This is a genomic window from Campylobacter troglodytis (genome assembly GCF_006864425.1).
In the GTDB taxonomy this organism is placed as follows: Bacteria; Campylobacterota; Campylobacteria; order Campylobacterales; family Campylobacteraceae; genus Campylobacter_D; species Campylobacter_D troglodytis.
This window is the reverse complement of sequence record NZ_QHLI01000011.1, coordinates 22844-48931: the sequence shown is the minus strand read 5'-3', so window position 1 is coordinate 48931 and position 26088 is coordinate 22844. Positions and strand designations below refer to the sequence as shown.

The window sequence follows — 26088 nt, the reverse complement described above, 5'->3', positions numbered from 1 at the left end:
AGGAGAAAAGATGAATAAAAATACAACAGTTGCTTTAATAGCAATACTAGTGCTTTTAACCGTCGGTGTGCTTTGGCTAAACCATGACATAAGCAAAAAGCAAAATGAAGGCGTTGGAGGGATTATCTCTAAGGGCTTGGTTGAGATGAGCGATGATGATCCAAGATATGATGTATGGGGGCAGAATTTCCCAGATTACCTAGATATGTATCTAACAGTAGAGGAGGAAAAGCCTATATCTACTGAATTTGGTGGGAATTTGGCTTATTCTAAGTTAATCCGCTATCCCCAGCTTACTGTACTTTGGGCTGGCTATCCCTTTTCCATTGATGCAAACGAGGAAAGAGGGCATTTTTGGATCCAAGTTGATCAAATGGATACAGCAAGAAACAACAAAGATTTTTTAAATTCACACGGCTTTGCAGGCTTTAACGGACAGCCAGCAGCCTGTATGAACTGCCACAGTGGCTTTACTCCTTGGCTACTTAAACACAGTGCTAAAAACGACTGGGTGGCTTTTAATTCCACTAAATACTGGACTATGATAAAAAATATCCCTGCCTTAGATGGCATAGTTGAGAACTCAGCCCAGCACAGCTCACCTCATGGGGGCAAGAGAATGGGGGTTACTTGTGCGGATTGCCACTCACCAGATACTATGAATCTTCGACTTACTAGACCTGCGGCTATTAATTCTTTGGTGGCAAGGGGTTATGAGAGGGATGAAGCACAGGGCATAAAGGCTACAAGGGAGGAGATGAGAAGCTTGGTTTGTGCCCAGTGTCATACTGAGTATTATTTTAGACCCACAGGCACAAAGGTTAAGGTGATGGGCGAGAGCATTGCTAATGACGCTAGTAAAAAATGGTTCAATGGCACTCAAAAAACCTATGATGAGTTTGATTCTTGGAGAGACGGTAATGCTCCAACTGAGATCGAAGTAGATGGGATAGAACTTGTATTTCCTTGGGCTGAGTGGAAAAAGGGACAGCCTTTTAGGATAGAAATGTTTGAGGATTATTATGACAAGATTAGAGGGGTTTTTCCTTCTGATTGGACTCATAAATTAACAAAGGCTGATATGATTAAAATTCAACACCCAGAAACAGAACTTTACAGCGGGGGCGTACATGCTGCAAATGGGGTAAGCTGTGCTGACTGTCATATGCCCTATCTTAGAAAGGGTGCAAAAAAGATGACTAATCACAATGTAACCTCGCCCCTACAAGACATAAATTCAGCCTGTAAGAGCTGTCATACTCAAAGCGAGGACTATCTTAGAGCCCAAATACTTGACATTCAAAAATCAGTAGCCTTTGATCTAAGAAGTGCAGAATACGCCACAGTTAGTTTAATCAAAGACATAGAGCTTATTAGAGCTGAGTTAGGCAAGAAAGCCGAATTTCAAACTGAGGGAAAGGCTGATGATAAGAAAATTTCAGCAAGCTTAAAAGAAGTGCTTGAACTTCACAGACGAGCTCAAATGAGAGGAGACTTTGTGGGTGCTGAAAACTCAACAGGCTTTCATAATCCAAGAGAGGCTTCAAGGATGCTCTTACAAGCTGTTGAAATGGCAAGGCAAGGACAAACCAAGCTTGCCATCATAGCTTCAAGGCACAATATAGCTTACGAGGCTTCTGAATGGGGCTTTGAGGAGATTCAAAGGCTAAATCCTGGCGAGCTTCATTATAAGGTTGATCTAAATGGGGCAAAGGCAGGGGATAGGTATTACAAACACAAAGAGATTAACTCAAATCCTCCGTCAAAATATCTGCAAATGGATAAGGATACCAAGCCTTATAAATACACTGTGCTAGATTAAGGATAGCTTGACAAGGGTGCTAAAATTAGTCCCTTGTCTTGCTTTGAAGCTAAATTAAAGGGCTAAAATTAGCTTCTTGTCTTGTTTTTAGGCTTATTAATTAAACTTAGGCAACTTAAACTCTAACAAAATAGCTTTCAATTATGATTTTAGCGATGAAAAACAAAGTTTCGTTTTTGAATTTCTGAAAATAAATTTATGGAAATTTTGAAGTATTTTTGTTTCGCATCTTAGAGGACTTTCTTTTTGCAAAAAGTTTTGATTTAGAGGTGAAAAAATAGCTAAACTTTGTCCTCTTTGTCATCAAAATTTATGTAAGATTTTCAAAGAAATTCGCATTTTGATAGCCAAAGAATGTGAAAAATCAGCAAAGCGAAGTTTCTTTAGAAAATGAGTGCTGAGCTTGCAGTTGATGAGAATTACTTTTTATTGCGTTGCACTTGTTTGTGCAGTAGAAGTGGCTCACAGAGTATGCAAAACGCTTGGGCGTGGGGCTTACAAGCAAGGTCTGTGTTTTTACTTCGTGCTACACACTCGTTTATTTGCAAGAAGGAACAAGGACACAAGATTTTGCAAAACATAGTGATGAGTTTGCAAAGGCACGAGATCATATCAACGAAATTGTGAATTTTTTACTTCGTGCTACGAACTTGCAAGTGCGTAGTATAAGGAGCTAGGCGAAGTTTAGATCTGTCAAATTTAATGGCTAAGAAAGAAAATTTTATTCTTCATTTAAAAGAAATTAAGATAAAAAATTTAGGATAAAATTCTCATCAAAATTTATTAAAATTGATAAGCCAACATCATAGCAAGTTTAATTGAGCCTATTTTTATATACTAAGCTTTACTTTAAGAAAGATAAAAATCAACATTTTTTATAAAAGAGTCTTTTTATTTATAAAAATTTAAAAGCCTTAAAGATAGACAATTCTTTGAATTTTTTTAATGAAAACTTAATAATTTGACTAAAATTTTTAAGATTAAAACCCTTGGATTTAAGATTTTTATAAGCTTCAAAGCCTCTTTGAATTTAACTTTTGTTTGCTAAAAATTTTATTAAATTTAAGCTTTTTTTAAAATAGCGTTTGTTTTTAATCATCTTGTAAGCTTAATTCTTTTGAGACAAGATAGCCTTTGTGAGGCTGGATTTTTCAAAAAGATCTTTTAAGCTTCCTTGCTACATTTTAAATAACAAGGTAAAATTTAGATATTTAGCTTATTCTAAGAAAGACAAAAAGCCTTCTTATAAAAGCTAAATTTAAGGCTAGATTTAAAATTTAGTAAAAGATTCATTGTCATTAAACCTTGCTTGAATTTAAAGTTTTTGAAAGGAGCTTGATACTTTTAGTCTAAAAGGATTTTTTCTAAGACACTCTAACAAAATTTATACAAATTTTCATTTTTAAGCTTGATCTTAGATTAAATTCAATTTCTTTTAAGTGTGTGAAAAATTCTATGCCTTGAAACTGAGATAAGCTAGCCTTTGTAAGATCCTTAGAACTTTTCTATTTCGTTTCACACAAGGGCGAGAAATCTTACAAAAGGGCGATTTTGTTCACACAAAGATCAGCACAAAAACACTTTAAAATTGATTAAATTTTCGCTTTCAAATGTAGGGCAAAAATATACACTAAGAACGGTTTTATCAAGCTTTGGGTTGTAACTATATCAGCTAAAAATATCAATTGCTGTAAAATTTAGTGAAATTGGCTTAAAGCTCTTTTAGCTTGCAAAGGGCTTAATGATCCTGCTAAGTAGCAAAAGTTTAAAAAAACATCTGCAAGGGCTTTAAAAGGCCTGCATTATAGAATCTAGCTTCTATAATGCAGGGCTAAGCTCTAAAACTTTTATCTACATTTTCTTTGCCTTAGGCATATTTATGCTTGCTAGGGCAATGGCAAAATCACCACCTCATTTTCAAGCATTTTTGGGACATAAAGCGTGTTGCCATCGCTAAACATATCAGCAGGTCCTTTCATCGCTAGAAGTTCTAAGGCTGTTGCACCCTTTGTGTTTTTATTAAGCCTTAAAATCTTGCCATTAAGCCCCTCACCCCAATCGCTTACAAGCAAGTCGCCATTTTTAGCAAAGACTATGCCATCATAAGCTCCCTTTTTATCATATATGGTGGTGATTTTTTTGCTTTTTATATCAATGCTTAATACCACGCCCCCACTTTTGCCATCTGGGTGATAACACGCCACATAGAGTGTATCTTTTTTGGGGTCTAAAAGCATACCGTTGCCTCCTCCAAACTTCGCTAAATCAAGGCGGACAAACTCTTTATATGTTTTTGATTGCAAATCTAGGCTATAAATACTGCCCGTGCTCGTATCACTTATAAGCAAGGTAGTAGAATCTAGTGCCACAATGCCATTTAAAAACACGCTTCCTTTAATCTCAAGCTCAAAGACTTTCTTGCCATTTTTCACATTAAAGCCTACAAGAGTATCAATATCTAGGACATAAAGATTGCCATTAAGCTCAAACATTCCCTTTGGTGCATTAAGTAAGCTAGCAAATTTTTGCTCTATCATTTTGCCATTTTTATCTAGCTTTGAGATAAAGCCATCACCGTCTTTGGCTAAGACCTCTGGCTTAACTCCAATATTTGAGACAAAGATAAAATCCTTGCCTACAAAGACGCTTTCAGGGCTAGAAAACCCCTTAATGCTCTTTATACTAGCAGCTTGTGCTACACTTAAAACTAATCCCGCGATCAACGCGCACGCTAAAAAAGTGTTTTTCATTTCACTTCTCCTTTTAAGATAATTTACAAGGGAAATTATGCAATAAAGGCAGGGCTAATTTGTGCTAGTTTTTTGGGAAAAAATACTTGTTTTTTGAAACTGTTTTGGGGTTAAGCCGTATCTTTCTTTAAATCTTTTAATAAACCAAGAAGCCGAGCTAAAGCCTACATTATGACACACCTCATTGATGTTTGCTTGCGAAAAGCTAAGCATTGATTTTGCTTTCTCAAACCTTCTTTCATCAAGGTATTGTTTAGGACTAAGTTTAAAGCTTTGTTTAAAGGATTTTGAAAAGCTACTTAGATCAGTCCTTACAAGCTTTGCCATTTCACCAACTGTGATAAAATCAAGCTCACAAAGTGCAAAAAGCTTATCATACTCCAAATGCAAGCTACTTACAATCTCTTGCAAAAACGCGTTAAAGGTCGCATTTTTTAATGCCAAATGCATAAAAATTTCTTCAAATTTTAGGTTAATGAGTGGCTCAAAAATTTGCGTATTTTCCTTAAAATACAGCCCAAAGCCCTCTAAGATATGATTTAGTTCTTTATCCTTTGTTTTCAAGGCATTTGTTTTTAAGCCTTGAGTAGTTTTTGTGGTGTTTTTGGCAAAGATTTTATGATGTTTTTGCATTAGAGAAACAAGAAAGGCATTATCAAAGAAAAACAAAAATGCCTCATAGTTTCCATCATTTAAGGCAATGTTGCTTAGAGTGTAAGGTCCGGCCTTTAAAAACAATGCCTCATTTTCAAAGACCTCATAAGCTTGATTTTGTGTATGCATAATTTTTGAGCCAGATTTCACAAAGACGATGGCATTATTGGCAAAATGCACGAGTTTAGAAAAGCTACTTTTTTGCTGAGTAAATTTTGCAAAAGAGGCTGTGTTAAATCTTTTATAATGCGTGTTTTTAAGTCTTGCTAAATCATTTGGTAGATGTAAGGTTTGCATATTTTTCCTTTAATGCAAATTTTCATTCTTAACTTTGACATTGTATCTAAATTCAATTTTTTTTAAGTGCGTGAAAAATTCTATGCCTTGAAACTGAGATAAGCTAACCTTTGTAAGGTCCCTAGAAATTTTTTGTTTCGTTTCACACAAGGGCGAGAAAGCTTACAAAATGGGCGATTTGGCTTAGGCAAAGATCAGCACAAAAACACTTTAAAATTGATTAAATTTTCGCTTTCACATGTAGGAAAAAATATATACCAAGGTCTATTTTACCAAGCTTTGGCTCTAATTATATCAGCTAAAAGTATCCATTTCCAAAATTTAAAAGCCTTAAAGATAGACATTCTTTGGATATTTTTAATGAAAATTTAATAATTTGACTAAAATTTTTAAGATTAAAACCCTTGAATTTAAGATTTTAATAAGTTTCAAAGCCTCTTTGAATTTAAGTTTTGTTCGCTAAAAATTTTATTAAATTTAAGCTTTTTTTAAAATAGCGTTTATTTTTAATCATCTTGTAAGCTTAGTTCTTTTGAGACAAGATAGCCTTTGTGATGCTGGATTTTTCAAAAAGATCATTTAAACTTCCTTGCTACATTTTAAATCACAAGCTGAATTTTTTATATCTTTAACCCATTTTAAAAAGGATAAAAAGCCTTGTTACAAAAGCTAAAATTAAAGCTGGATTTAAAATTTAGTAAAAGATTCATTGTTATTAAAATGTGCTTGAATTTAAAGTGTTTTGATTTTTTGTTCTTATTAAGATTTGTTTAAATTTAAAGCTTTTTGATTTAATTTTTTTAAAATTCAAAGCCTTTGAATGCTTTGAGCTTTTTAGAAACTTAGAGTTTAAAGAGTAATTTTTTAGACCGTTTTATATAAATTTTGCTTTTTAATCAAATTCACAGTTAATTCACTTTCATTATGTTATAATAATTGATAAATAAAAAGGAGCTAATATGATAAATAAAAACAAGCTTTTTCGTAATATCCACATCTATGTGAGCTTATTTTTCCTGCCTGTGGCTTTAATTTATGCTTTGAGCGGACTTGCTTATATACTTGGAGCAGATGAAAATACCCTAAGTTTTAAACAAAGCTACAAGCTAGAACAAACAAGCTTGGTTGAAGAAAGCACTCAAATACTAGCCCTTCTAAGAGAAAATGGCATAAAAGAACCAAGCAACAAGAGCTTAAGAGCAGATAGAAAGCAAGGAGGGCTGAGTATGGGAGGGGTGCATTATAGTGTAAATTTAAGACAAGAAGGAGATGATCTGTTAATTACTACCACCACAAGAAGCTTGCTTGGAGATATAATTTTATTGCATAAGGATAAGGGGGAGTGGTATTTTAGAATTTTATCCATAGGCTTTGGGCTAAGTTTAATCTTGCTTTATCTTTCAGGACTTATGATTACATTTTTTGCTAGTAAAAAGGATAGAAAGCCTCAGCTTTTTGTCTTAGCACTTGGCATTTTAAGTTCTGTTGTTTTGGCTTATTTAAGCTTGTAGGCTTATATTTGCTTTAGTTTGTGTTTTTTGTATAGCTTTAAAGTTAAATAATTTTTTGTATTTTAGCTTTTATAAAGGCTTTTAAGCTTAGAGTTGATTTTTGATGAATGCTTTGTAAGATAAATTCAAGTGTTTGCTTGAATTTAATTAAAACTAAAAGTTTTTAAGCTTATACATCTTAGTTAAAAGGCTTGAATTTTTGTAAAAAAATTTGCTTTGTAACTTTGAATATAAAAAGATCTAAGCTTTTTTAAATTTAGCTGTATTGTGAATTTTATTAAAATTTCATAAAAACTTAAAATTCACGCAAGAGCTTTGAATTTGAGGATCTTGTTTTAAAATAGTTGATTTCATAACATAGATTTATTGTTTTTTGAAGCACAAGTAGTTTTTAAATTTCATTTTGGACTTTTTTAGAATTTATAAAACCTTAAATTTTTCAATGTGTCTTTAAAACTCAGCTTAAAGCTAGTAAAATCTGCAAATTTAACTCTCTTTAAAAAGCCCTTTAAGCTTAAACTTAAGAAAATAAGATATAATTTTATCTTTTAACTTGGACAGATGGGTGAGTGGCTGAAACCACACCCCTGCTAAGGGTGCAGATCTTAACGGGTCTCGAGGGTTCAAATCCCTCTCTGTCCGCCACTTTAAACTCACACACTTACACCTTTTTTAACCTTCAAGCCTCATTTATATAAGCACATAAGATGTCGCAATATGTTAAATTTCAGCAATTGTTGCTTTTAGCTGATCTAATTAGATCTAAAAGCTTAGTAAAATCGATCTTGAATAAATATATATTTGTGTCCTACATTTGAAAGCGAAAATTTAGACAAATTTTAGAGTGTTTTTGTGCTGATCCTTGCATAAACAAAATCGCCCTTTTTGTAAGCTTTCTCGCCCTTGTGTTAATACAATTGCGTGGCGAACAAGGCTTTTAATAGCAAAAGAATGCGAAAAATCTCTAAAATGAGTGCTGAGATCGAAGTTGATGAGAGTTATTTTTTGCTTCGTTACACTCGCAACTGTAAGCAGAAGGTGCAAGGCGTGTTCGTGGTAAGCGTGAATGTGTAGCTGGCAAGAAAACACCTATGTTTTATTTCGTGCCATGCACTCGTTTCTTTGCGGAGCAAAGGCACATTATGGGGTAAAGCACGCCAAATTCGAGTTTGCAAAGGGACAAAACCACATAAATGAGATTGTGAATTTTTTTACTTCGTGCTTTTGTAGCTGCGTAGTAGAATGGGACATGTAAAGTCTCGTTTAGCTAAATTTAAAGACCAAAAAATAAAATTTTATCCTTCATTTATAAAGAAATAGAATTTAGAAGCAACGCGAAAAATTTAAGGCAATATTCTCATCAAAATTTATTAAAATTGATAAAAGAAAATTATGTTAAGTTTAATTGGGCATAAATTGATAAGCCAAAATCCTATTACAGCATCTTGAGCCATTTTCAAAAGGCTCTATTTTAAAAAACCATTGATTTTAAATAAAATGCCATATTTGTCATACTGATAGAATGCGAAGTATCTCATAGTTGAAGAGATTTTTGCTTGGGCTATGTCTTGTAAGTTGCTTTGCTCATAGGCTTAGAATGACAAAATTCTTGTCATTCTAAGCGTGTGCTAAGTATCTACGAAGTTATGGAGAAATACCTTGAATTTAATTGATTCTTCGCCCATAGGCTAAAAATGACAAATCAACACTTTTTTAAAAAAGAGCCTTATAAAATAAGCTTTCAAAAAGCCATTATTTATAAGACTAAGTTAAATTTATCTAGCCTTGTTATTGCTATCTATTAGCTCAAAAAGCTTGTTTAAGTGATCATTTTCAGCCTTCTTTAAGCCATCCTCATACATTTTTCCTTGAGCGTAGCTTATGAATTTTGCCTTGATCTCAGAAAGATCAAGCTTTGAATTTTTTAAGCCTTCACCTCCTTTTTCATCCTTTGTAAGCTCATTTAGCCTTGCTTGAAACTCATTAGCATCCCTTTCTTTGCTATGAGTGGTAGTGCTAAAAGTGCTGTAATTATTTTTGTCGTTAATGTTTACTAACATAGTCTTTCCTTAAATGAATTTCTTGAATTTAAGCAAGAATCATTCCATATTTTTCTTTCTTTTTAGCTTGGCATAATCAAACTTATCCCTAGCAAAAAGTATGGAAAAAAGTAGGGCTGGCAAGATGAAAAGTGCCGCAAAAACAGCATTAAATTCAACTCCAAAATTTACCAAAACAAAGCCTCCAAGCCAAGAAGCAAGGGCTATGCCTACATTAAAGGCTGCTTCGTTTACGCTTACTGTGCTATCTATGAATTTATTTGTATGTCTTTTTGCCTTGCTTATACTTAGCATTTTTAAGGCTGGTATGCTTGAAAATGCCACAGCTCCTATCAACGCTATGCTTAAAAGCACTAAAATTTGACTATGCATTGTAAAGACAACGGTTAAAAATATGGCTATTTCAAGTATTAAGATGATTCTTAAAGACAAAACAGCTCCAAATTTATCAACCATCTTGCCCCCATATAAATTTCCAAGTATGGCACAGATCCCATACACTAGCAAGATATAACCTGTCGCAGAAACAGCAAAGCCGCTTATATCCACAAGTAGCTTTTGTATGTAGGTATATAGCACAAACTGAGCCCCACAGGTGCAAATGGTGATGGTGTAGGTTTTGAGTAAATTTGTGTGAGAAAAGGCTGGGATGAGATTTTTAAGGCTCATTTGTGCTGAGCTGAGATTTTTAGGCATCATATAATATACCCCCAAAATAGCCAAAACAGTAATTATAAATATAAGCACAAAGATAAATTTAAAGCCAAAAAAATGCCCCACAAAGCTTCCAAGCGGAACCCCTGTTACTAAGGCAACAGTAAGCCCTGTAACCATCACAGCAAGAGCACTTGATCTCTTATCTGGCGGTGCCATCGCACTTACAGCAAGGGTGGCTATGACGAAAAAGACCCCGTGCTGAGTTCCTGCTATGAATCTAGCCACAGCACTAAGATAAAAGTTTGTGCTAAAAAAGATGATTAAATTTGCACCTGCAAAGATGGCAAGATTTATGAGTAGCTGAATGTGTCTGTTAAAACGGCTAAGTGGGATGGTAAGAAGGGGTGCTCCTATGACAACTCCTATGGCATAAAGGGTGGTAAGCCAGCCAGCACTTTTGGCATCTACTTTGAAATAATGCTCCACATCAACCAAGACCCCAGCCATCACAAACTCAGTAACCCCCATACAAAAGGCACTTAAAGCCAGAGCGAAGATCGCTTTTTTGTAAGCTTGCATTGTTTTTCCTTTTAAATTTTTATTGTAAATAACTATTAAAATTCAGCAAAATATCGCACTTGTTAAGACTTGAATTTAGCTTACAAAATTTTTTAACAAAAACACAGTTAGCAATGCACAAAATTATCACACGTCAAACAAACAAGGCTTAAACTGTCTAGAAGCCAAGTAGGGCAAGATTTAAATTCAAATGCTTAAAAGCCTCGCCATTTTATATAAACTATCTTAACTCTTGGTTTATGCCTTAAATTTGGTTTATTTAGTTTTTGACTCAAGATATTTTAATAGGATTTTCTCTTATCAACTTTAATAAAATTTGATAAAGATTTTGTCCTAAATTTTTCGTCTTAATTTCTTTTAAATGAAACACAAAATTTTCTTTTTTAGCCTTTAAATTCAGCTAAACGAGACTTTGCATAGTCCATTCTACTACACAGTTGCAAGAACACAAAGTGAAAACATTTTCTATCACATTGATATGATTTTGTGCCTTTTCAAACTCGTTTTTGCTATGCTTTACCCTAAATAAACCCTTGTTCCTTTTTGCAAAGTTGCAAGATATATAGCGCGAAATAAAAAAATTTACAAAGAAATCATAAGCTTTGAAGCTTTACTAAAATTGTAGCATTTTCTAAATCTGCAAAGTCCCTTATAATAGACAATGGTTCTTTTGCCAAGCAGTGTTTTATCACTTGCGTATAAACGCTAGCTTAGCGTTTTGGCATCCCTTCTTACAAAGAGACAATTATGTAACACTAAACAAAAACTTTTGCGACCAGCCCCATGTCCACTACGCACTCTGTAAGCTCCGAAGTAGCTCTCATCAACTTCAACCACTCATTTTAGAAAGCTTTTCACATTCTTTAAGGCTTAAAATGCAAATTCCTTTTACACATAGCCTTAATCACAAATTTGACGAAGATTAGCGTTTTTTCTACCCTAAATCAATTCTTGTAAAGGGATGAGCCGAAAGGCTAAGTAAAAAATATTTCAAAATTTTCATTAGATTTGGCGAAATTCTAGAACGCATTTTTGTTTTTCATAGGTTTTAACTTAAAACCCCTTTGGGTTAATTTTAATTGAGCCTTAGTTTTTTAAATCTTTGAATTTTAAGCCTTAAATTCAACAAGATTTCAACTTGTTTTTTTAGCAAGGGTGTTGATTTATAATTTTGTCATTTTGAGCTTAGAAAGCTGGTTTAAAATTTCTTAAAAGGGATATTTTGTTTCTTTGAAACAAGGTATTTTAGGCAACAGTGAATTTATCAAAAAGCTAGATAAAATTTAGCACCTTGTTTAGATAAACAAAAATTTAATGCTTGGATAAAAATCTTTAAATTTAAAAGCCTTTTAAAGAATTTTTACTATACTAAGCAAGACTTTTTATCCTTTGAAAATGCTTCAAAGGCTTAGTTTTTGGGTGAAATTAGGGGGGGGGGGGGTAAAATTTGCAAATTTAAAGTAAATTTAAGTGTTTTTTAAGCTTATATTTTTTTTTTTTTTGTTATCATAGCTAAGTCAAAATTACAAAAAACAAAGCCTAGCTAGGCTTAAAAAGTCTTTTTCATAAGCCTAGCTTAAAATCCTTTCGTTTTGTTTTTTAAACATTTTGCAAATTCATTTCATAGGAGGTCCCATGAGGACAGGTAAATTAGCATTGAGCCTCGCTCTTGCAGGTATATTAGGTGCTACTGTTGCTGTAGCTGAGGAAGAAGGAGCTTATGCTGGTGTGCAGCTTGGCTATGGCTGGACTAAGCATAAATTTAGTTCAGGCTCTAAGATCACCCCAGCCGCTCTTAGATACGGAATAACAGGTGGTTATAAGCAATTCTTAGATGAGAATTTAGGGCTTCGTTATTATGGTGTCTTCGATTATGGCTCAGGCAAGAAGAGCACAAAAAGCAATGGTAAAGCCACTGTTACTACTTGGAATTTCAATGTAAATGCAGATGCGCTTTATAATTTTATGTCAATGGATGATATGGAATTTGGTGCTTTCGGTGGTTTAAGTCTAGGCTATGCAAACCATAAGACAAAGCTAGGTGGAGGTAAGATTAAAGCAAGTGGCTTTGATGCTGGTATAAACTTTGGTTTAAGAGCAAATTTCGCTGCACAACACGGAGTAGAGATTTACAACAGAGTTAGCTTTCTTACTCAAAAGAAAAATAACAACAAGTATTCTCAGCCCTATAACATAGGACTTCGCTACACCTTTTCTTTCTAAATTTAGCTAAATTTAGCACCAAAACGAGGTATTGTTTATACCTCGTTTGTCTAAGCCTTTTCTAGAAACCCTTAAATTTAAAATCCTTTGTATCTATTAAAATCACCAAAATATCAAGTCTTGATTTTTGCAAAAGTTCTCTTTTTTGTCCCCTGAATTTCACATATAATGCTATTAAATTGTTTAAATGTGTCTAGCTTAAATAAAGCTCTTAGTTTCTTACAAGACAGCTTTTTGAAAAGTGTTTGTCTTAGTTTGCAAGCTCATTAAATTATTCTTTTGAAAAAAAGTGGATAAGTGTGCTTTAAGTTGCAAGTTAAGCAAAAAGCTTTCTTTTTTCTTAATAAACTTCGTTAAAGAAACTAGGTGCATTTTTTGAAAAACCTTGCTTTGAAACACTTATTATATTCTAATGTAGACAAAGAATAGCACCTTTTGACAGAGGAGCCTTTTTAAAATCTATCAATAAAAAATATTATTTAATATAATTTTAATCTTTTTTAGGTATCATTTTATACAAAAAAATTTTAAGGTTTGCCAATGGAACTCATTAACTTACTGAAAGAACACGAGTTAAAAGCTACACCACAAAGGCTTTGTGTGCTTGAAATTCTTAAAAAGCACGAGCATCCTAACATTGACGAGCTTTATGAGCAAGTAAGGGCTAGGTATCCTTCTATCTCTTTGGCTACTGTGTATAAAAATCTCAATGTTCTTGCACAAAGGGGTTTGGTTGTAGAAGTAAATGTGCCAAATCAAAAAAGCTGCTACGACATTTATGAGGAGCCACACATTCACATAGTTTGCTCAAAATGTGGCTATATGGAGGATCTAAGCTTTAAGGATGCTGATCTAACAAGATATCAAGAAAAGCTTGAAAAAAATATAGGAGCCCTTATAGATAGATTGGCTGTTGCAGCTTATATAGATGGTTGTTCTAAGTGCAGATAATGCAAAAACAAGAACAAATCGTTGAACTCTTCGATCAGATCGCTCCTACCTACGATAAACTTAATAGAATTTTAAGCTTTGGCGTGGATACAAGCTGGCGAGTGGCTGGTATTAGGGGCGTGCTTGAAAGGATGTCCGCTCAAAGCCTTGATATACTTGACATAGCCTGTGGCACAGGCGATATGCTAGGTCTTTGGACTAGGCTTTGTGCTCAATTTAACAAAGAACTTCAAAGCCTAAGGGGTATAGACCCTAGCTCAGCTATGCTTGAACTTGCGAAGCAAAAATTTCCTCAATGTGAATTTATAAAAGCAGAGGCAGCAAATTTACCCATAGATAATGAAACAGCCGACATTATAAGCATAAGTTATGGACTTAGAAATGTCATTGAAAGACAAAAGGCTTTGAGTGAGTTTTTTAGGGTGCTAAAAAAAGGAGGCTTTTTGCTCATCCTTGAATTTACCAAACGCGAAAAAGGTGGGCTTTTGAAGTGGTGCAGAGATTTTTATCTTTCACGCATTTTGCCAAAAATAGGCAAATTTATAAGCAAAAACCAAGTAGCCTACGAATATCTCCCAAGCTCAATTGAAGGCTTTTTGAGTAAGGAAGAGTTAGCAAGAGAGCTTGAAGAGGCTGGCTTTTTTGTCGTAGAGCTTAAAAGTTTTAGCCTAGACATTAGCACAGCCTTCATAGCTACTAAGCAGTAGCCTTCTTTTTATTTCTTAGATACTTCATCAAAGGCAAGACAAAGATTACTATAAATACTCCCACTAAAAGCACCTTGCAAATGGCACCTTGCCAGAGTATAGAAAAGTCTCCATTGCTTATAGATAAGGCTCTTCTTAAATTCACCTCAAGCATTTCGCCCAAAACAAAGCCCAAAATCAAAGGAGCCATAGGAAATTCAAGCTTTCTTAAAATATAGCCTATAATTCCAATGATAAAGATTAAAAGCAAATCAAAGCTTGAAGCATTTATAGAATACACCCCAATGGCAGAAACCACAGCAATAAGCGGCACCAAAGCCCACATAGGCACAGTTAAAACCCTAATGAAGATGCCAATGAGTGGTAAGTTTAGCACAAGCAAGACCACATTTGCTGCAAGTAAAGAGGCTATGAGACCCCACACTATGTCGGCTTGTTCTATGAACATAGCAGGACCTGGGTTGATATTATAAAGCGTTAAAGCACCTATCATAACCGCTGTTGTTCCAGATCCAGGAATTCCAAGTGTTAGCATAGGTATGAAAGAACCACAAGCTGAGGCGTTATTAGCTGATTCAGGTGCAGCAACCCCTCTTAAATCCCCTTCTCCAAATTCTCCCTCTTTTCCTGCTATCTTTCTTTCATTCATATAGGCAATGGCACTGGCTATGGTTGCACCAGCACCCGGCAAAACGCCCACCACAAAGCCCGTAAAAGAGGAGCGAATGATGGTCCAAAAGGCAAAGCAAAATTCCTTAAAGCTTACAAGCAATTTTCCTGTTTTTGTGATAATCTTTTGACCGTGGTGGGTATTTTCTAGGATTAAGAAAATTTCGCTAATGCAAAAAAGCCCTATAACAAGCACTATGAAAGAAATTCCATCATATAAATGCGGGCTGTTGAAGGTAAAGCGATACACTCCTGTGTTGCCATCTATGCCTATGGTGGTTAAAAAAAGCCCAATGAGAGCCGCCATAAAGGAGCGAATAGGCTTTTGCGCCATTATAGAACCAAGGGTAGCTAGGGCAAAGACTATGAGACCAAAATACTCAGCCGGACCAAAGCTTAAAGCCCACTGTGCTAACAAGGGAGCAAAGAAGATAATGCCACAAATGGCTATAAAAGAGCCTATAAAGGAGCTAAATGCCGACAAGCAAAGAGCCTTTCCTGCCATTCCTTTTTTAGCAAGAGGATGCCCATCAAGCACCGTCATAATGGCTGCGGCATCTCCTGGAATGCCTAGCAAGATAGATGAAATTCGCCCTCCATACTCACAGCCCATATAAACAGTAGCTAGCAAGATAAGAGCTGATTCAGGAGGAAGCTTTAAAGAATAAGCCAAGGGCAAGAGTATAGCCACACCATTAATCGGACCAAGTCCAGGAAGCATTCCTACAATAGTTCCTAAAAGACAGCCTATGAGGGCTATAATGATATTTTGCGTTTCAAAGGCAACAGCAAAGCCTTGTAATAAATAAGACCAAGTATCCATTTTTATCCTTTAAGTAAAGACATAGCCAAGAGGCAAGGTTACATCAAACCATCTATCAAAACAGTAGTATAAAAATACCCCCAAGAAGATAGAAAAGGGAAGCACAAATTTAACCCTACCGTCAAAAACAAGTCCGCATAAAAAGGCAAAGATAACGGTTGAGATGATAAAGCCTAAATTTTCAAACAAAACTATGAATATAATAAAACTTATGGCAAGCATAATGTTTTTTACCCAAAGCTTAGCACTTCCCCAATGAACCTCAGTTTTTTCAGCAAAGAAAAAAAGCAAGATGCAACAAAAAGCGATAAGCACCAAAGAACCAAGTGGAAAGGCACGAGGACCTAGTGGCTCATAGCTTAGAGGTGCTACTAGATCTTTACATAGATAAAGTCCTATACAACATAGCACGAAGGTTATAAAAGAAAAGATCTTCGTGCTTAAATAAGATTCTTTCATTGTAAATTAAACTCCTTGATAAGAGATCTAAAGGTATTTACTTGCTCTTTTACAAAGGCATCAAGCTCGTTCCCGCTTTTGTTAAATTCAAAAAGTCCTCTAAATTCTCTTTGCTTTTTAAATTCATCTGTTTGCCAAAGCTTATCAAAGGTATCAAGCCACCAGCTAAACTCAGCATCGCCTACCTGAGGAGCCATATAATAGCCACGAACTATAGGCCACAAAACATCATAGCCTTGTTCCTTTGCTGTTGGTATGTCTTTAAAATCATTAGAATCAAGTCTATTTTCAGCAAAGACAGCTAGGGGTCTTAATTTTCCACTGCTAAGATGCGAAGCAAGTTCAGCCGCACCTGTTACAAGCACTTGCGTATGTCCTCCAAGCAAGGAAGTAAGAGCCTCCCCACCTCCTTCAAAGGCTACATAACGCATTTGGTTAGTATCAAGTCCAGCAAGTCTTGCTACTAAAGCTGTTTGCATCCAATCTTGCCCACCTATGGATCCACCAGCGGCAAAGCTAATTTCTTGAGGCTTTTCTTTGAGTGCTTCGATGAGATCTTCTAAGCTTTGATAAGGAGAATCTGCTCTTACAGTGATGGTTCCATAATCCACACCCCCACTTGCAAGCCATTTAACATCGTTTTCATTATACTGTCCGTGTTTTCCCATAGCTATGTTTAAAAGTGTGCCACTTGAAAAGGCTACTATGGTGTTAGCGTCTTTTGGGCGGTTATTAATCATTGAATTATAAGCCACAACGCCAACCCCTCCCGGCATAAAGGTAACCCTCATAGGCTTTTCTATGAGCTTTGATTCAAGCAAACTAACTTGCACTAGCTTACAGGTAAGATCAAAGCCACCACCCGGCGCAGCTGGCGCTATGCATTCTGGTTTGGTAATAGAACCAGCACTTTGTGTTTCATTTGAATCCTTCTTGCCGCAAGCACTAAGCATTAAGGCAAGGCAAAGAGCACTTAAGGTTAATCTCTTCATTTTTCATCCTTTCTAAAATTTAAATTTTTTTATTTTTACATAAATTTAAGCAAAGTGTTAGACTAAAATATCAAAAAAAAAAAAAAAACTTAACTAAGAGTTACTTAATTACTCATTTTTTTAAATTTAAGGATTTTTATTTAAAAACTGTTTCATTTTTAGCTAATTTTTAACTAAGTTTGATTTTTTGCAAAAATATTATAAGGCAGCTTTTTAGCAAGATTAAAATTTCTATATACAGTTAGTAGTTTTCTAAAAAACGAAGTCAAAGCTTAAAATAAATCATAAATTTTCACTTAGCCTTGTGAATTTTTGAGTTTATTTATTTCAAAGAGTGATAATTTTTTTTGAAAAAAGCAAAAATTTAAGAACTGCTTACTTTAATTATAGCGATTTTTAGGCTCTTGTCATATACTTAAACACCCACCACTAAGCCCATATTTAAATGGATGATCTTTTTATGGCTTGAAAAAATGTCATTTTGTGGATACTTGAGATAGATGAAATATGAAAATTCAAGCAAGGTTTAAATTTAACAAACTCATTCAATTCAAGCTTTAAACTTGAATTTTTATTAAATTCAAAGGCAAAACAAGGATTTAAATTTACTTGTTGTTCTCATTAACTAGCGAAATTTAATCGCTTGAAGGACGATTTTTTTTTTTTACTTATTAAGCTTTTGCTTAATTTTTTACTTTGTGCTATGTGTGTTGTAACTGCAAACAAAAATACTTTGTTTTTGTTATCTTGCTTTTTATCTAAAAACACACAAAATGCGTTAAATTTAGATGAATGATTAAATTTTAAGGCTATGAATTTACATATGCAGACTATGGATTATAGAAAATAGAACACAAAGTGTAGAGTGTAAAAATTCACGCAAGGTGTGAATTTAACTGACGAAGTGTGTTCTTTGCTATAAAAAATGCCAATTTGTACGAAATACAGAGTGTAGATTTTAGAAATTCACGCAAAGAGTATGCAGACTACGGATTACAAAACATAGATAAATTCACGCAAAGCGTGAAGTTTTTGAATGACAAGAAAAATACATTTGTAAGAATTTGAACGAGAGCGGATAAGGCTTTGTATATATGGATTACAGAAAACAGAACACAAAGTGTAGATTGTAGAAATTTGCACAAGGCGTGAATTTATAAAACAAAGACGTATAAGGCGTTGTATATGCAGACTACGGAATACAAAACGCGGATTAAAGAAATTCACGCAAGTTCTGAATTTCTTTAAATAAAAGCCAACAATATCTTGTATTAAGAGGCGATGTTTTTTGTCTTAGGCTCTTGCAACTGTGAAGGGCTTTACTTAACATAGTTATCTCTTGGTGGCTTTTTTGTTTACTCTCACAACTGCTGGATGGGATACACTTTGCAAGGCTTTTAAGCCTTGCTCGTTTTGTTTGCTTCAACTACATTAAGCTTTCGCACTAAAACTCACATAACTCTCTTTTAAGAGCTTGCTCATAGCTCACAGCACTTCATAGCTGTCCTTGTAGGGCTTGAGATACAAATTCACAATTTTGCACCTAGCTTCTTGCAACCTGTCTCAAAGACCTTGAAGTTGTTTTTCCTTTTGTTTGGTTTATTTAAATCTTCGCTTTGATGAAAAGATCATCTTGTTTTAATCCATCTTTAACCGTGCTTTTAAGTGCTACTCCTATGTCCTCTTTGTTTGCGTAAGCTTGCTGTGTTTATGAGACGGTAACCCACGCCCACAGCGTCCTCAACGCGCCTTTGTGTTTCGTTGTTTGATATTTGGAAAGTTTCATAGCATAGGCATTTTCACGCCGCTACTTAGTGTAGCGTAAGGCATTTTGCTACTTTGCTTGAATTTGCAGTGTTTAAGCTGTTTTGTTTGTGGAATTTGCTAAATCCATGTTCTTTACTAGCAAGGGTGATATACTCGCCATTGCATCTGCTGCTATGCCTAATTTGACCGAGTTTTTGATGAATTTTGAGTATTTTTACTCATTTTTGTTTCTTTTGTTGAATTTGTGTGAATTCTATGTGGTTTTGCTAAAAAATTCACAATTTTGATAATTCAATTTACCCACCACCAAACTCACTCCGCAGTGGAGGGATTTTTCACGTTTTTTAAAAGCGTGAATTTAACGGACGAAGTCCGTTTGTCAATGACAAGAAATGTGAATTTTCAAGCCAAACAAAAGCAAACAAGGCGAAGTATTGCGAGGTGATTTTTTGCTTCGTGCTTCGTGTCTTGCAACTGTAAGCAAAAGGGGTTGCACGATAGTAATGAGTGTGGATAGAATAGATAGTTCATCCGCACGAAGTTTGTAAATTTTAGTTAAATTTAAGGGCTAAAAAAGAAAAATTTATCCCTCGCTTAAAAGAAGTAAAGCTTAGGTATAGTGGTAAAAGTTTAGGACAAAATTCTTTTCAAAATTTATCAAAGTTGATAAGAGAAAATCATATTAAAGTATATTGAGCCAAGCCTTATTAAAGTATCTTGAGCCTTTTTTAAAAAAGTTCATTTTTTAAAGACTCTATAATTTATAGCAAAAGTTTTTCTAAGATAGCTAGGTTTTAGTGAAGAAACTAGGTTTTAAAACATTAATTTAGCCCATACAAGCAAAAAAGGCTTTTGTATGAAAGAGCCTTTCAAACACAAGTAAGCCTAAATAAAGCCTTAAACCGTTTTGTTTCTCTTTTTTACCATCATCGCAAATTTCGCTTGCAGTTTGAGCCACTCTCGCTGTGGCATAGTGGGAGCACCTCCGTAAATCTGCCCTCCCTCTAAGTCCTTTACAGCAGCCCCACGTGCCGCTATGGTGGCATAGTCTCCAACCTTTAAATGCCCAGCACTCGCACTTTGTCCGCCCATAACGACATTTTTGCCAAGCTCAGTAGAACCTGAAAGCCCTGTTTGAGCTACGATTAAGCAGTTTTGCCCGATCTTGCAGTTGTGTCCTATTTGCACGAGATTGTCGATTTTTGAGCCTGCTTTAATTACTGTGCTATCAAAGACCGCCCTATCTATCGTAGTGCAAGCACCGATTTCTACGCCATCTTCAAGCACCACATTGCCGTTGTGATAGATTTTGTAATGTTCCCCGGCATCGTTGTGAGCGTAGCCAAAGCCATCGCTACCGATGACGCAGTTTGCGAGCAAATGGCATTTTTTGCCCACTTGCGTGTCGTTGTAGATGACGACATTTGGGTGTATGAGCGTGAAATCGCCGATTTTGACATTATCGCCTATGTAAGCACCTGCCATCACCACGACATTTTCGCCGATTTCAACCCCGCTTCCTAGATACACATTAGGCATTATCACAGCGGACTTTGCGATTTTATTTGGCTTTTTTTCGCTTGAAATTAGCTCTTTTGCAAAGAGTTTGCTCAAATAAGCAAAGGATAAATGGGGGTTTGGGCTGATTAGCACCTTTGTGTCTTTGGGGACTAAATTTTCAAATTCCTTGCTTACTAAGATCGCACCAGCTCCCGTGCTAGCTAGATCTTTGGCGTTTTTTCGCCCATCGCAGTAGCTAAGCTCATTAAAACTTGCGTTGTTGATTGAGTTTAACGCCGATATTTCCATATCCTCGCCCGCATAATCAAGGCTTAAAAATTCAGCAATTTCACTTAATTTCATCATCCACACTCCGTTTTTGTTTGTGCTTGATTTTACATAAAAAAACTCAAAATTATAAGATATTTTTCTTTAAAAATGACTTTAAAAATTTAAAATTTAAATTAAGGCTCAATTAAGCTTAAGCTTTATTGAAAGGTTTTTAAGTTAAGGATTATGAAAAACAAAGCTTTGTTTGTGAATTTCGCAGATACACTTTATAGAACTTTTCAAGTATTTTTACTCAGTCTTTCAGTCCCCTCACTTTGCAAGAATTGATTTAGAGGTGAAAATCCTCTTGCTTTGTCAAATTCGCCATTAAAATTTGTGCAAAATTTTCAAGCAAATTCAAATTTTAATATCTAAAGAATGCGAGAGGCTTTTTAAAATGAGTTGCGAGCTTGAAGTTGATGAGGTTTATTTTTGCTTATCTGCACTAGCATCTGCGTAGCACAAGGGTAAGGTGTATGTGGTAAGAGTGGGGTTTGTAAGAAAGCACCTATGTTTTTATTCGTGCTACTCGTTCGCAACTGTAAGCAAAAGTGGCTTTGCTAGTTTACTTAGCCAAAGTTCGTGGAAATAAACTTTTATCCTTAATTTAAAAAAATTCAATTAAGACAAAAAATTGAAGATAAGATTTTCATCAAAGTTTATTGAAAGTGATAAGAAAAAATTCTGTTAAGTTTAATAAAACACCTTTTTAGTTAAATTAAACGCAAAAAAATGCTTTTGTAAAAAAGCCTTGAATTTATAGCTAAATGCCTTGAATTTAATGCTTTAAATTTGTAGGTTTTGTTTCACTTTATGTCATTTACTGACAGTTTTTGCCGTGCAAATTCCATACAAAGTAGCTGTAAGAATAAATGCAAACACAACCCCCCCCCCCCCTTTTTTTTCTCCGCAATGCAAAGAGGCTTTGAGTGTGAATTTGAATGCTTATTTGTAGATTTCTTTTGAAACGACGTCCTTTGTGCCTTGAAAATTTAGCCTTGCTTGTGAATTTTCGTGTAATCTTGTGAGGTTTTCATTCTTAAAATCTTATCTTTTGTGTGAATTTATACTGTCAAAGAATTAGTTTTTTGCCTCTTTGTTAAAGCTGCTATGATAGTAAAAATTTGCACATTCTAAAATTTTCAAGGCTATGTTAAAACAATTTTTTATGCCTTTTTAAGCCTTTCATAAAATGCGTTTTAAGTAAGCGGCTTTGGACATTTTTTTGAGTCTTTAATAAATCAATACAATAATTTAATTATTTAGCTTTTTTATATCCCAAATTTCAAAAAATTCTCTTATTAGTTTATTTGTGCGTTCTTGTATATCTTTTTCATTCCATTCTTTTTTATCGAATAATTCTTTTGTAATTCTTAAATCAGCACAACTTTTTATACAATTCTTTTGACTCAAGATACTCTAATAGAATTTTTTCTTATCAATTTAGGCAAATTTTAATTAAAATTTTTTCCTCAAATTGTCATCTTAAAATTATGTTTGCTTTAAATGAAGGACAAAATTTTCTTTTATTCTTAAATTTAGCAAGTCTAAATTTTCGCAAAGCATATTTTGCTTTGCAGTTGCAAAAGTATGGAACAAAAAAGTTCACAATTTTCTTGATCTGCTTTTTTAAGTGTGCAAGCTTGAATTTAAAGTGTTTTGTTGGCTCTAATAAGAAAACTTTGATTTTTTAAATTTAGCTTCTTTTTTAATAAAATCTGAATTTAAAGGCAAAACAAGGCAAAATTTCGCTAGAAATTTAAACAAAAATGAAGGCTTTAAAGCTAAATTAAGATAAATACAAGCAAGGGCATAGAAATAAAGGCAAAAAGCACCCCAAAGGCTATGACGCTTACTGCTAAATTTGAATCTAGCTTTGCCTTCATAACCATAGCAACGGCTAAACTCATAGTAGGCATAGAGCTTTCAAAGATGGCAACCACTGCCGAAGGTGAAAATTCAAGCCCACAAAGTGCTATGAGAGCGATAAAGATAAAGGGGGTTAAAAGCATCTTAGAACTTACCACAATGAAGGTGCTTTTATAGCTTGTTTTAATGGCATTAAAACCAAGTCCAAGCCCTATGGCAAAGAGTGCAGTAGGGGTTGCTGCTCCTCCAAAAAGCCTTATAGGCTCTAAGATAAACTCAGGCAAACTTACAAGCTTACACAAAAGCCCAAGTATTAAAGCCACAAAGGGAGGGAAGCTAAGCACCTTTTTGATATTTGTCAGTAAGCTTGGCTTTTGCTGGCTTGCTAAGGACAAAACAAAGGGGGCAAAAAGCGCCATAGGCAAAGTAGTTGCAAGGGCATCGTAAAAGATAACATTGCTTATGAGCTGGGGATCCTCATAAAGACCCTCGATTATGGGAACTCCTATAAAAAGGGTATTTCCAAAAGAAGATAACAAAAACATACTAACAAGAGTAGCCCTTGAAAAGCCAAACAATTTGCCAAGTACTACGCTAATGAGCCCAGCAAGTAAAGAAGAACAAAGCCCTATTAGTATATAAATAACAAACAAAAAGTTAAAATTTAAATAATAAGTCCTTTCAAAGATCAAACAGGGCAGAGCAAAGATAACGGCAAAGTCCAAAAAGCCCCTACTTTGTCTATTTTTCAATACCCCCACTCTTTTGGCAAAATATCCTCCCATAAGCAAGGCAAAAATAGTAAATAAGGGCTCAAATATAAACATAGCTTTTCTCTTTAAACTCACAAATTAAATGAGGCTATTATAAAAAACTAAGCTTAAAAAAGCTTTAAATGCTAGCTTGGCTTATTTTAAGACGGCTGATATTTCTAGCTAAAATGTTCTAGGATTTTCCTAAGCCATTTTAAAAATTTGGCTCAATTAAACTTAAACCAAATTGAAAGGTTTTTAAGTTAACACCTATGAAAAACAAAAGTCCGTTCCCAAATTTCGCAGATATAATTTAGTGAAATTTTGTGTTATTTTTTACTTCGTGCTACGCACTCGTAACTGCTAGCAGAAGGTATGCTAAAACGCAACAGCACGAGTTTATACACTCAAACACTTGCTCTGCCAAAGAGTTGCAGTCCATAATAAAGGAATTTTCAGAGTTGGCAGAAAGTGAAATTTATAGGAAAGCTTCAAAGTTTATGATGGCTTGGTGGATTTTTTGCTTCGTTACACTCGCAACTTTGCAAGAAGGAGCAAAGGCGCATTACAGAGTAAAACACTTTAAAAACGAGTTTGCAAATGGACATAACCACATCAATGGGATAGAGAACTTTTGGGGACTTTGCAAAGTTGACACTTGCCAAATTTCGTGGCATTAAGAAAGAAAATTTTATCCTTCACTTAAAGGAAACAGAATTTTAGATATAATACAAAAAATTTGGGACAAAATCTTTATCAAATTTTATTAAAGTTGATAAGGGAAAATTCTGTTAAGTTTAATTGAGCCATAAAATTTTATGCAAATTTACATTCTTAACTTTGATCTCAGATCTAAATTCACTATCATTGCGTGAAAAATTATCTTGCCATCAAACCCCTAGGCTAGCCTTTGCAAACTTTTACTACGCAGTTGCAAGAACACAAAACAAAAACATTCACAATTTCATTGATATGATTTACTCGTTTGTAAACTCGAATTTGACGTGTTTTACCATATAATGAGCATTTGTTCCTTCTGCTACGCAGTTGCGAGTTTAACAAAGCAAAAAATAACTCTCATAAACTTCAATCTCAGCACTCATTTTTAAAGAAACCTTGCTTGTTTTCTAATTGAACCTAGCCATTTTGAGTGTAGAAGATAAGCCTAATCAAAGACGAGCTTTTTGCATTTAAGATCTTAAATAAGGCTTTAAAATTTATCAAAATTTATAAAAAATGATAAAATTATATTTTTAAAAAGAGCTTAATTAAATTTATAAAAATTCTTTTAAATAAGCTAAAAACTTAAATTTTATCTTATAAAAATATATTATTTTTATTTAAATTATAAAAATAATTTTGCAATCTTTAAAAAAGATGAAAGAATAAAAAAAACAACAGTTTTTTCACAAATCTAGCAAGTAGTAAGTGCTGACTTGAACTTAAAATTTAAGATTTTTTTATGCAAAAGCATTAAATTTTATTACACAAATTTGCAAATTTTAGCCTTTAACAAAAGAAGGCTTGTGTGCTTACAATGCTTGAAAACAAAGATCCCTTTTGTAAAGAAACTTATTTTATTAAAGAAAATAGAGATTTAAGAGCCAAGATCGCTATTTTCTTTTTTAGACTAAAGAAACTATTCTTTGAGGCACTTGGCACCAAAAATAGACAAAAATAAATAAAAAGCAAACAAAAAATGCTTATTTATAAAAGACTTGTTGTAAAATAGCCCTTTAAAATTCTAAAAAAATATAACTTGAATTTAAAAGATTTTTGAATTTAAAAGCCTCATTTTTGCTAAAAATTCAAAATTTTATTTAATTTTCAAGCCTTAAATTCACAAGTTAATTTGTCTCATAGCAAGGAATGTACTGCCTCATAAATGCGTCTTGCTATGTAAGAATTATTCATAGTATAAATGTGAATGCCCTTAACCCCGCTTGTAAGCAGATCTACAATTTGTTCTATGGCATAGGCAATTCCTGCATCTTTCATAGCAGTGTCGTTGTTTTCGTATTTTTGTAAGATCTTGGCGAATTTTGGAGGAATTTTTGCTCCGCAAATATTTGTAATTTTGAGCACCTGACGCTTGTTTGCCACAGGCATAATGCCAGCAAAGATAGGAATATCAATCCTTGCTATCTCGCAAGCTTCTTTGAAGCGGTAAAAATCGCTATTGTCAAAAAAAAGCTGGGTTAGTAGGGTGTCTGTACCGCTGTCTACTTTGATCTTAAGATTATGAATGTCTTCAACAAAGCTCTTTGCAGCTATGTGTTTTTCAGGATAGCAAGCAGCATAGATCTTAAAATCACCTTGTTTTTTTATAAAAGCTATCAAATCGCTTGCAAATTTAAAGTCCTCACTCACAGCCTTGCCCTCGACAATGTCCCCTCTTAAAGCAAGGATATTGTTAAGTTTTCTAGCCTTGCACTCGTTTAAGATCTTTAAAATGCTTTCCTTGCTTTGATGTATGCAGGGCAAATGCACTATGCTAGGAAGCTCATATCTATCCTTAACCAAGGAAGCTATGTCTAGGGTAGCTTTTGAATTAGCAGAACCCCCAGCTCCATAAGTAACGCTTATGAAATCGGGCTTTAAAGTAGATAGCTCATCTAAGGCACGGTAGATCTTATCTATACCATCATCCTTTCTTGGCGGAAAAAGCTCGAAAGAAAAACTTGCTTTTTGCATTTTTAATCCTTTTTTTGCAAAT

21 protein-coding genes, 1 tRNA gene and 1 pseudogene are annotated in these 26088 nt (G+C 34.3%); 12 read left to right on the top strand and 11 right to left on the bottom strand.

Annotation, left to right across the window (positions count from 1 at the left end):
* Window positions 1–10: 10 nt before the first annotated feature.
* Window positions 11–1822, top strand: a complete 1812-nt coding sequence (locus tag DMC01_RS03805; protein WP_142692950.1) for an ammonia-forming cytochrome c nitrite reductase subunit c552 — start codon at window positions 11–13, stop codon at window positions 1820–1822.
* Between the two features lie 488 nt (window positions 1823–2310).
* Window positions 2311–2499 carry a hypothetical protein gene (locus DMC01_RS03800; RefSeq protein ID WP_142692949.1) on the top strand — a complete coding sequence of 63 codons (189 nt, stop codon included), beginning with the start codon at window positions 2311–2313 and terminating at the stop codon, window positions 2497–2499.
* A 1209-nt stretch (window positions 2500–3708) separates the two neighbouring features.
* On the opposite strand, the gene DMC01_RS03795 is transcribed toward DMC01_RS03800, so the two are convergent.
* Entirely contained in the window at window positions 3709–4572 is an 864-nt protein-coding gene (locus DMC01_RS03795; protein ID WP_142692948.1) for an NHL repeat-containing protein, read from the bottom strand.
* Between the two features lie 54 nt (window positions 4573–4626).
* A complete protein-coding gene (locus tag DMC01_RS03790) occupies window positions 4627–5523 on the bottom strand; it encodes a helix-turn-helix transcriptional regulator (protein WP_142692947.1) in 897 nt (298 codons plus the stop codon).
* Window positions 5524–6482: 959 nt separating this feature from the next.
* Between DMC01_RS03790 and DMC01_RS03785 the strand changes: the two genes are divergently transcribed.
* The 4 genes from DMC01_RS03785 to DMC01_RS16440 all read left to right on the top strand — a co-directional run bounded on the left by DMC01_RS03785 (window position 6483) and on the right by DMC01_RS16440 (window position 8289).
* On the top strand, window positions 6483–7034 hold the full coding sequence (locus tag DMC01_RS03785; RefSeq protein WP_142692946.1) for a hypothetical protein: 552 nt from the start codon (window positions 6483–6485) through the stop codon (window positions 7032–7034).
* A 555-nt stretch (window positions 7035–7589) separates the two neighbouring features.
* Window positions 7590–7679, top strand: a tRNA-Ser gene (locus DMC01_RS03780).
* 306 nt (window positions 7680–7985) lie between these two features.
* Window positions 7986–8108, top strand: coding sequence for a hypothetical protein (locus tag DMC01_RS15805; protein WP_282432244.1), 123 nt, complete (start codon window positions 7986–7988; stop codon window positions 8106–8108).
* Window positions 8101–8289 (top strand): hypothetical protein, encoded by a 189-nt coding sequence (locus tag DMC01_RS16440; RefSeq protein WP_142692945.1) that lies wholly within the window; start codon window positions 8101–8103, stop codon window positions 8287–8289. The genes DMC01_RS15805 and DMC01_RS16440 overlap by 8 nt, the downstream gene beginning before the upstream one ends.
* Window positions 8290–8809: 520 nt before the next feature.
* Here DMC01_RS16440 and DMC01_RS03770 read toward each other — a convergent pair.
* The 3 genes from DMC01_RS03770 to DMC01_RS15800 all read right to left on the bottom strand — a co-directional run bounded on the left by DMC01_RS03770 (window position 8810) and on the right by DMC01_RS15800 (window position 11167).
* Complete coding sequence (locus DMC01_RS03770; protein ID WP_142692944.1) at window positions 8810–9094, bottom strand: hypothetical protein; 285 nt, start codon at window positions 9092–9094, stop codon at window positions 8810–8812.
* A 39-nt stretch (window positions 9095–9133) separates the two neighbouring features.
* On the bottom strand, window positions 9134–10330 hold the full coding sequence (locus DMC01_RS03765; protein ID WP_142692943.1) for an MFS transporter: 1197 nt from the start codon (window positions 10328–10330) through the stop codon (window positions 9134–9136).
* 705 nt (window positions 10331–11035) lie between these two features.
* Window positions 11036–11167, bottom strand: coding sequence for a hypothetical protein (locus DMC01_RS15800; RefSeq protein ID WP_282432243.1), 132 nt, complete (start codon window positions 11165–11167; stop codon window positions 11036–11038).
* A gap of 798 nt (window positions 11168–11965) precedes the next feature.
* On the opposite strand from DMC01_RS15800, the gene DMC01_RS03755 reads away from it, so the two are divergent.
* The 3 genes from DMC01_RS03755 to ubiE all read left to right on the top strand — a co-directional run bounded on the left by DMC01_RS03755 (window position 11966) and on the right by ubiE (window position 14211).
* Complete coding sequence (locus tag DMC01_RS03755) at window positions 11966–12553, top strand: outer membrane beta-barrel protein (RefSeq protein ID WP_142692942.1); 588 nt, start codon at window positions 11966–11968, stop codon at window positions 12551–12553.
* 540 nt (window positions 12554–13093) lie between these two features.
* Window positions 13094–13504 carry a peroxide-responsive transcriptional repressor PerR gene (gene perR, locus DMC01_RS03750; protein WP_142692941.1) on the top strand — a complete coding sequence of 137 codons (411 nt, stop codon included), beginning with the start codon at window positions 13094–13096 and terminating at the stop codon, window positions 13502–13504.
* Entirely contained in the window at window positions 13504–14211 is a 708-nt protein-coding gene (gene ubiE / locus DMC01_RS03745) for a bifunctional demethylmenaquinone methyltransferase/2-methoxy-6-polyprenyl-1,4-benzoquinol methylase UbiE (protein WP_142692940.1), read from the top strand. The genes perR and ubiE overlap by 1 nt, the downstream gene beginning before the upstream one ends.
* On the opposite strand, the gene DMC01_RS03740 is transcribed toward ubiE, so the two are convergent.
* From DMC01_RS03740 to DMC01_RS03730, 3 genes are read right to left on the bottom strand one after another with little or no spacing between them, the layout of a single operon-like run.
* On the bottom strand, window positions 14201–15703 hold the full coding sequence (locus DMC01_RS03740) for a tripartite tricarboxylate transporter permease (RefSeq protein ID WP_142692939.1): 1503 nt from the start codon (window positions 15701–15703) through the stop codon (window positions 14201–14203). The two genes, ubiE and DMC01_RS03740, sit on opposite strands and share 11 nt — an antisense overlap.
* 9 nt (window positions 15704–15712) lie before the next feature.
* Window positions 15713–16162, bottom strand: a complete 450-nt coding sequence (locus DMC01_RS03735) for a tripartite tricarboxylate transporter TctB family protein (protein WP_142692938.1) — start codon at window positions 16160–16162, stop codon at window positions 15713–15715.
* Window positions 16159–17115 carry a Bug family tripartite tricarboxylate transporter substrate binding protein gene (locus tag DMC01_RS03730; protein ID WP_221887127.1) on the bottom strand — a complete coding sequence of 319 codons (957 nt, stop codon included), beginning with the start codon at window positions 17113–17115 and terminating at the stop codon, window positions 16159–16161. The genes DMC01_RS03735 and DMC01_RS03730 overlap by 4 nt, the downstream gene beginning before the upstream one ends.
* Window positions 17116–18087: 972 nt before the next feature.
* Here DMC01_RS03730 and DMC01_RS15795 point away from each other — a divergent pair.
* Both DMC01_RS15795 and DMC01_RS03725 read left to right on the top strand, forming a co-directional pair.
* The gene (locus DMC01_RS15795; protein ID WP_282432242.1) at window positions 18088–18222 is read left to right on the top strand and encodes a hypothetical protein; all 135 of its coding nucleotides are present in this window, start codon (window positions 18088–18090) and stop codon (window positions 18220–18222) included.
* 806 nt (window positions 18223–19028) lie between these two features.
* Window positions 19029–19208 carry a hypothetical protein gene (locus DMC01_RS03725; RefSeq protein ID WP_185908674.1) on the top strand — a complete coding sequence of 60 codons (180 nt, stop codon included), beginning with the start codon at window positions 19029–19031 and terminating at the stop codon, window positions 19206–19208.
* Between the two features lie 610 nt (window positions 19209–19818).
* Here the strand turns inward: DMC01_RS03725 and lpxD are convergent.
* A complete protein-coding gene (lpxD, locus tag DMC01_RS03720) occupies window positions 19819–20784 on the bottom strand; it encodes a UDP-3-O-(3-hydroxymyristoyl)glucosamine N-acyltransferase (RefSeq protein WP_142692956.1) in 966 nt (321 codons plus the stop codon).
* A 1751-nt stretch (window positions 20785–22535) separates the two neighbouring features.
* Window positions 22536–23447 (bottom strand): AEC family transporter, encoded by a 912-nt coding sequence (locus tag DMC01_RS03710; RefSeq protein WP_142692935.1) that lies wholly within the window; start codon window positions 23445–23447, stop codon window positions 22536–22538.
* 341 nt (window positions 23448–23788) lie between these two features.
* Between DMC01_RS03710 and DMC01_RS16435 the strand changes: the two are divergent.
* Window positions 23789–24177: pseudogene (locus tag DMC01_RS16435) on the top strand (IS1595 family transposase); the annotation flags it as partial.
* A 1052-nt stretch (window positions 24178–25229) separates the two neighbouring features.
* On the opposite strand, the gene metF reads toward DMC01_RS16435, so the two are convergent.
* Window positions 25230–26066 carry a methylenetetrahydrofolate reductase [NAD(P)H] gene (gene metF / locus DMC01_RS03700; RefSeq protein WP_142692933.1) on the bottom strand — a complete coding sequence of 279 codons (837 nt, stop codon included), beginning with the start codon at window positions 26064–26066 and terminating at the stop codon, window positions 25230–25232.
* Window positions 26067–26088 lie beyond the last annotated feature (22 nt).